9 protein-coding genes are annotated in these 6,000 nt (G+C 65.4%); 6 read left to right on the top strand and 3 right to left on the bottom strand.

The window, feature by feature from the left end; translation table 11 throughout:
• The 5 genes from CBW50_RS22725 to CBW50_RS22705 all read left to right on the top strand — a co-directional run.
• Positions 1-531, top strand: a 531-nt coding sequence (locus CBW50_RS22725; protein WP_139842603.1) for a TlpA disulfide reductase family protein, incomplete at its 5' end; no start/stop codon positions are given.
• A gap of 118 nt (positions 532-649) precedes the next feature.
• Positions 650-925, top strand: a complete 276-nt coding sequence (locus tag CBW50_RS22720; RefSeq protein WP_086147647.1) for a metal/formaldehyde-sensitive transcriptional repressor — start codon at positions 650-652, stop codon at positions 923-925.
• 18 nt (positions 926-943) lie between these two features.
• Positions 944-1,966 carry a CDF family Co(II)/Ni(II) efflux transporter DmeF gene (dmeF, locus tag CBW50_RS22715; RefSeq protein WP_086147646.1) on the top strand — a complete coding sequence of 341 codons (1,023 nt, stop codon included), beginning with the start codon at positions 944-946 and terminating at the stop codon, positions 1,964-1,966.
• A gap of 91 nt (positions 1,967-2,057) precedes the next feature.
• Positions 2,058-2,399, top strand: a complete 342-nt coding sequence (locus tag CBW50_RS22710; protein WP_076573183.1) for a zinc ribbon domain-containing protein YjdM — start codon at positions 2,058-2,060, stop codon at positions 2,397-2,399.
• A 67-nt stretch (positions 2,400-2,466) separates the two neighbouring features.
• Positions 2,467-3,498 (top strand): RNA methyltransferase, encoded by a 1,032-nt coding sequence (locus CBW50_RS22705; RefSeq protein ID WP_086147645.1) that lies wholly within the window; start codon positions 2,467-2,469, stop codon positions 3,496-3,498.
• Here the strand turns inward: CBW50_RS22705 and CBW50_RS22700 are convergent.
• Both CBW50_RS22700 and CBW50_RS22695 read right to left on the bottom strand, forming a co-directional pair.
• Positions 3,495-3,899, bottom strand: coding sequence for a hypothetical protein (locus CBW50_RS22700; protein ID WP_086147644.1), 405 nt, complete (start codon positions 3,897-3,899; stop codon positions 3,495-3,497). The genes CBW50_RS22705 and CBW50_RS22700 overlap by 4 nt on opposite strands.
• A gap of 76 nt (positions 3,900-3,975) precedes the next feature.
• Positions 3,976-4,203, bottom strand: a complete 228-nt coding sequence (locus CBW50_RS22695) for a hypothetical protein (protein WP_086147643.1) — start codon at positions 4,201-4,203, stop codon at positions 3,976-3,978.
• Between the two features lie 126 nt (positions 4,204-4,329).
• Here CBW50_RS22695 and CBW50_RS22690 point away from each other — a divergent pair, with 126 nt between their 5' ends.
• Positions 4,330-5,007: a phosphoribosylanthranilate isomerase gene (locus CBW50_RS22690; protein WP_086147642.1), complete on the top strand. Its 678-nt coding sequence runs from the start codon at positions 4,330-4,332 to the stop codon at positions 5,005-5,007.
• On the opposite strand, the gene CBW50_RS22685 is transcribed toward CBW50_RS22690, so the two are convergent.
• Positions 5,004-5,912 (bottom strand): LysR family transcriptional regulator, encoded by a 909-nt coding sequence (locus CBW50_RS22685; protein ID WP_086147641.1) that lies wholly within the window; start codon positions 5,910-5,912, stop codon positions 5,004-5,006. The two genes, CBW50_RS22690 and CBW50_RS22685, sit on opposite strands and share 4 nt — an antisense overlap.
• Positions 5,913-6,000 lie beyond the last annotated feature (88 nt).

The raw sequence follows: 6,000 nt of genomic DNA, 5'->3' as shown, positions 1-6,000 counted from the left end.
CGCTGCCGGCGCCCCGCGATGGCGGCCATGCGCCGGCCCCTGGCCATCAGCGCGGCGTCCGGCGCGCTGGCCTGGGGCGTCATGAGCGCAGGCCTCGGCCTGGCGTATGACAAACCGACGGCTCTGCCGGCCGTGACGCTGCGGACGCTGGACGGCACGCCCGCCAGCCTGGCGGCGCTGGCAGGCGGCAAGCCCATGGTGGTCAACCTGTGGGCCAGCTGGTGCCCGCCATGCCGGCGCGAAATGCCCGTGCTGGCCGCCGCGCAGCAGGCGCGCGCCGATATCGTCTTCGTCTACGCCAATCAGCGCGAGGATGCCGCTGCGGCCAGCGTTTTCCTGGACAGGAGCGGCGTGACCCTGCGCAATGTGGTGCTCGACAGCGAAGCTGTGCTGGGCAAGGCGGCCGGGTCCTCGGCCCTGCCCACTACCCTGTTCTACGACGCGCAGGGTCGCCTGGCCGACACCCACCTGGGCGAACTGTCCGACGCTTCGCTGGCCAGCCAGCTGCAGAAGATCGCACCGTTGCCCTGACGCGCATACCCTGATGACGAGCCGCCATCGCCAGCGATGTGCGGCTTTTTTTGCGCCTTGTCGCAGCCGGGGCGGTTTCTGATAGTATACCCCCCTATAGTATTTATCGGAGTGCATCATGGGCCACACGGCGCACAACAAGACCAAGCTGCTGAACAGGGTCAAACGCATCAAGGGCCAGGTGGAAGGCCTGGAACGGAGCCTGGAAGAGGGCCGCGACTGCGGCGAAGTGCTGCAGCTGATCGCCGCCGTGCGCGGCGCCGTCAATGGCCTGATGTCCGAGGTGATCGAAGAGCACTTGCGCGAGCACGTGGCCAGTCCCGATATCTCCGGCGAAGAGCGGGCCAGGGGCGCCGACGAGATCGCCGGCATCCTGCGCACCTACCTCAAATAATCGTTCAGAGAGACCAGCATGAAACTGCAACATATCGAGGAAGACCTGTCCGCCTGGCAGCACGAACACGTGTTTGGCGGCGCCAGCGACAAGGCGGAGCGCCGCGCGCGCATCGTCATGTGGATCACCCTGGCCACCATGGTGCTGGAAATCGTCGCCGGCTGGTGGTACAACTCCATGGCCTTGCTGGCCGACGGCTGGCATATGAGTTCGCACGCGCTGGCCATCGGCCTGGCCGCGTTTGCGTATGCGGCCGCGCGCCGCTATGCGCGCGACCCCCGCTTCGCCTTCGGCACCTGGAAGATCGAGGTGCTGGCCGGCTACACCAGCGCCATCCTGCTGCTGGGCGTGGCCGTGCTGATGGTGGCGGCCTCTGTCGAGCGCCTGTTTTCGCCGCAGCCCATCCACTATCCGCAGGCGATGGCGGTGGCCGCCTTCGGCCTGGCGGTCAACCTCGTGTGCGCGCTGATCCTCGGGGGCCACCACGATCATGGCCATGACCACCACGGCGGCCACGATCATCACGACCACCACGGTCACCACGACCATCACGACCATCACGGCCATCACGGCCATCACGGCCATCACGGCCATCACGGCCATGGCGAAGACCTGAACATGAAGGCCGCCTATATCCACGTGCTGGCCGACGCCGCCACCTCCGTGCTGGCCATCGTGGCGCTGGCCGGCGCGTGGGCCTACGGCTGGCGCTGGCTCGACCCCGTGATGGGCATCGCAGGCGCCGTGCTCGTGGCGCTGTGGGCGAAAAAGCTCATGCTGGACACGGGCAAGGTCTTGCTGGACCGCGAGATGGATCATCCGGTGGTGGATGAAATCCGCGAGGCCGTGGAAGTGGCAAGCGCGGGCGACACGCCGCGCATCGTCGACCTGCACGTCTGGCGGGTCGGCAAGCAGCTGTACTCGTGCGCCTTGTCCGTCGTCAGCCGAGATCCTTCGCTGACAGCGGCCGAACTGCGCGCGCGCATCGGCATTCACGAGGAAATCGTCCACAGCACCATCGAGATTATTCGCCGGCCTTGATAATGATGGGGAAAAAAGCCCGCTGATGCGGGGCGTAGGCCGTATAATGTCGGCTTTTACAGCACGCGCTGTTCACCAGACAGAGAAGAAAATGAGCACATTACCACCATGCCCGCAATGCAAATCCGAATTCACGTACGAAGATGGCAGCCAGTTGATTTGCCCTGAATGCGCGCATGAATGGTCGGCCTCGGCTGCAGAAGCGGTGGAAGAGGGCGCCAAGGTGTACCGTGATGCGGCCGGCAATATCCTGCAGGATGGCGACACGGTCAGCGTCATCAAGGACTTGAAATTGAAGGGCGGCGGCGGTGTCGTCAAGATGGGCACCAAGGTCAAGAACATCCGCCTGGTCGATGCCGACCATGATATCGACTGCAAGATCGACGGCTTCGGTTCCATGAGCCTGAAAACCGAGTTCGTGAAAAAAGTCTAAGCTTTTTATTGCCATCCGCGGCGCGCCTCGCATTCCTGCCGGCGCGCCGTTTTTTTGTTCAGAATCCATGCAAATCGATCATCTCCGCCAGCGCCTGCGCGCCCTGGGCGCCAAGCCTCTGCACGAACAGCGCGTGCTGCGCGACTGGATACAGGGCCAGCCGCACGACCAGGGCCGGCGCCGCGCCGAAGATTTTTTGCCGCTGCCCGTGCGCGAGGCCTTGCCCGCGCTCGACCTGGAATTGCAGGGCATGCTGAAATTGCTCAGCACCCATCCGGGCGCCGACGGTTCCGCGCGCCTGCTGGTGGGGCTGCACGACGGCCAGACGGTGGAAAGCGTGCTGCTGCCGCGCGACGGCCTGTGCGTGTCGAGCCAGGTCGGTTGCGCCGTCGGTTGCCAGTTCTGCATGACGGGCCGCGACGGTTTGATCCGGCAAGTGAGCAGCGGAGAAATTGTCGCCCAAGTGGTGCTGGCGCGCACCCTGCGTCCCGTGAAAAAAGTCGTCTTCATGGGCATGGGCGAACCGGCGCATAACCTGAACAATGTGATGGAAGCGATCGAGCTGCTGGGCACCGAGGGCAATATCGGCCACAAGAACCTCGTGTTTTCCACCGTGGGCGACCCGCGCGCCTTCGAGCGCCTGCCGCAGGGAAGGGTCAAGCCGGCGCTGGCCCTGTCGCTGCACACGACGAAGCCGGAGTTGCGCGAACAGCTGCTGCCGCGCGCACCCAAATTATCCCCGCGCGAACTGGTGGACTTCGGCGAAGCGTACGCGCGCCTGACCGGCTACCCGGTGCAGTACCAGTGGACGCTGATGGAAGGCGTCAACGACGGCGAGGACGAGATGGATGGCATCGTGGCGCTCTTGCAGGGCAAGTACGCAGTGCTCAACATGATCCCGTACAACACCATCGATGACTTGCCGTTCAGGCGCCCCAGCTGGGACAAGGCGCGCGCGATTGCCGCCGCCCTGCACGCGCGCGGCGTGCTGACCAAATTGCGCGATTCGGCGGGGCAGGACGTGGAGGGGGGATGCGGGCAGTTAAGGGCGCGCGAGGCCAAGGGCAAGGTCATTCCCATCCGCGCTAGCGCTGTCTAAACTCCACCGAGCAAATCGTTTTCATTCAGGATCGCAAACGCGATGTCGGGATGCGCGGCCAGGCAGCGGCGCACAGCGGCCGGGATGGCGGCGCGCGTCTTGCGGCACAGGCCGGGCCGCTCCAGCAGGCGGATCTGAAAGCCGCGCACGGTGCGCACCTCGCCGCTGCCGGGGGCGATCTGCAATTCCACCCCCAGGTTGTTCTTCAACAGCAGTTGCAGCTTGCGCAGCTGCGCATAGGTGGCGATGCCCTCGATGTGCGCCAGCAGGCGCTTTTCTTCCGTCAGGTTCAGGCGCAGGATGGAAATGTCCGCCTGCGGATCGGCGAGCAGCCGCTCGCGCTCGCAGTCGCATAGCTGCGGCGGACACTCCTTGCGGACTTCAAAATCGACGATGCGCATGCGGGCATTCCAGTGGCGGTCCAGGATGAATCCAGTATCGGCCGGCGCCTGGCGACTGTCAATCTGCGCCGCAGCATCAGCGCGGACTGACGATCAGGCGCCAGAGGATGGGGCCCTGTCCGCTGCTGTGCTGGTGGTGGTTTTGCGGCGGCATGACGTGGCCTTCCGTCGACACGATCTCGTGCGCGCAGCCGTCGCAGCGGTAGATGCCCGAATACGGCACGGCTTCGCCGGGCGAGGTCAGCTCATCGAAGCGCGGGTGCATGGAGCGGGCCACGTAGCTGGGGTTTTTATAGTCGGCCATGAATTCCTCGGAAAGTGGGCAGGTCCCCATTCTGGCACACAATCGTGCGCGGCCTTGACCGCGTGTCTTGGCGCGCGCGCCGCCCTGTGTTGTAATGTTGATCATTTTGACTGAGCACGCAAGGCCATGAGAACCCGCATCAAGATCTGCTGCATCGCTTCCATCGACGAAGCGCAACTGGCCATTGCCGCCGGCGCCGACGCGCTGGGCCTGGTGGCGGCCATGCCGTCCGGCCCCGGCCCCATCCCCGACGCGCGCATCGCGCAGATCGCCGCCTGGACGCCGCCGCCCGTGGCCACGTTCCTGCTGACGTCCGAGACGACGGCGCAAGCCATCGCCGAACACGTGCGCGCCACGCAGCCGTCCACCGTGCAGATCGTGGGCCATGTCGATCCCGGCGAAGTGGCGCAGCTGGCGCGCCTGCTGCCGCACGTGCGGCGCGTGCAGGTGATCCACGTGGAAGGGCCGCAGGCGCTGGAGCTGATCCCCGCCTACGCGCCCCACGTACATGCCTTTTTGCTCGATTCTGGCCGCCCTGGCGCCTTGGTTCCGGAACTGGGCGGCACGGGCCGCACGCACGACTGGTCCGTCAGCGCGCGCTTCGTACGCGCCAGCCCCCGTCCCGTCTTCCTGGCCGGCGGGCTGGACGATACCAACGTGGCCGACGCACTGCGCCAGGTGCGCCCCTACGGCATCGACCTGTGCTCGCGCGTGCGCACGGACGGCCAGCTCGATGTCATGAAGCTGGCCTTGCTGATGGCGGCCGTGCGCGACGTGGATGCGGCGCTGTATGCGGAAGGTTAAGCCGCCGTTGCCGACACATTCATCTCGCGCACGAACGCTTCCGTAAACGCGGCCACCATGCCGCTGGCCGCACGCGGCGAGATCAGGCCGACGACAGAATGCGATTCCTCGTCCGGCAGGGCGATAAAACGCACGCCGGGCGGCGCCACCAGGCGCATGCTGTCGGGGACGATGGCGATGCCCATGTTGGCCTCGATCAGGTTCAGCTGCGAGGTCTTGCGCGACAGGGCGCGCGCCGCCTTCGGAAAAAATCCCTGCGCCAGGCACAGGCCCGCCACCAGGTAGCTCAGGCCTCCCCGGTCCTTGTGCGGGATCGAGACGAACGCTTCGTCGCGCAGGGCTGCAATCGTCGTGCGCTCCAGCGCGGCCAGCGGCGAGTCTGCCGACACGGCCACCACCAGCTTTTCCGCAAACAGTTCGCGTACGACGATGTTGGCGTGCTTGCGCAGGGTCGGCAGGCGCACCAGGCCCAGGTCGGCGCGGCCTTCCTCGATATCAGCTGCCTGGTTTTCCGACGAACCTTTCGACACATCGAGCGAAACGCCGGGGAACTGCGCCAGCAGCCGGTTCAGCACGGCGCCGATGGCGGGCGTGAGGGTGACGGAACTCGAATGCAGCAGGCGGATGATGCCTTGCGCCCCTTGCCCAACGTGGCGCGTCTGGCGCACGGTTTCCTCAATGTCATCGAGGATGCGTTTGGCCCGTTCATAAAAGACCTGTCCGGCCGGTGTCAGTTCGATATGGCGCGCGTCGCGCGTGAGCAGCAGGGCCTGCACCTCGCCCTCGAGTTCCTTGATTTGCCGGCTCAGGGCCGACTGCGCGATATATAATTTTTCCGCCGCGCGCGAGTAGCTGCCCGCATCGACGACTTCGACAAAGTAGCGGAACTGTTTGATGGAAATCAATCGTATGCCTTTTCGAGATCGGTGACTGCCTGATTTGATATTAGCCTTGCCCCGGGGTTCACGATACAGTGGATTGGTCTGTTGTCAC

It is taken from the genome of Janthinobacterium sp. GW458P, assembly GCF_002127585.1.
In the GTDB taxonomy this organism is placed as follows: Bacteria; Pseudomonadota; Gammaproteobacteria; order Burkholderiales; family Burkholderiaceae_D; genus Janthinobacterium.
The sequence above is the reverse complement of the archived record's forward strand: the minus strand, read 5'-3'. Positions and strand labels throughout refer to the sequence as shown.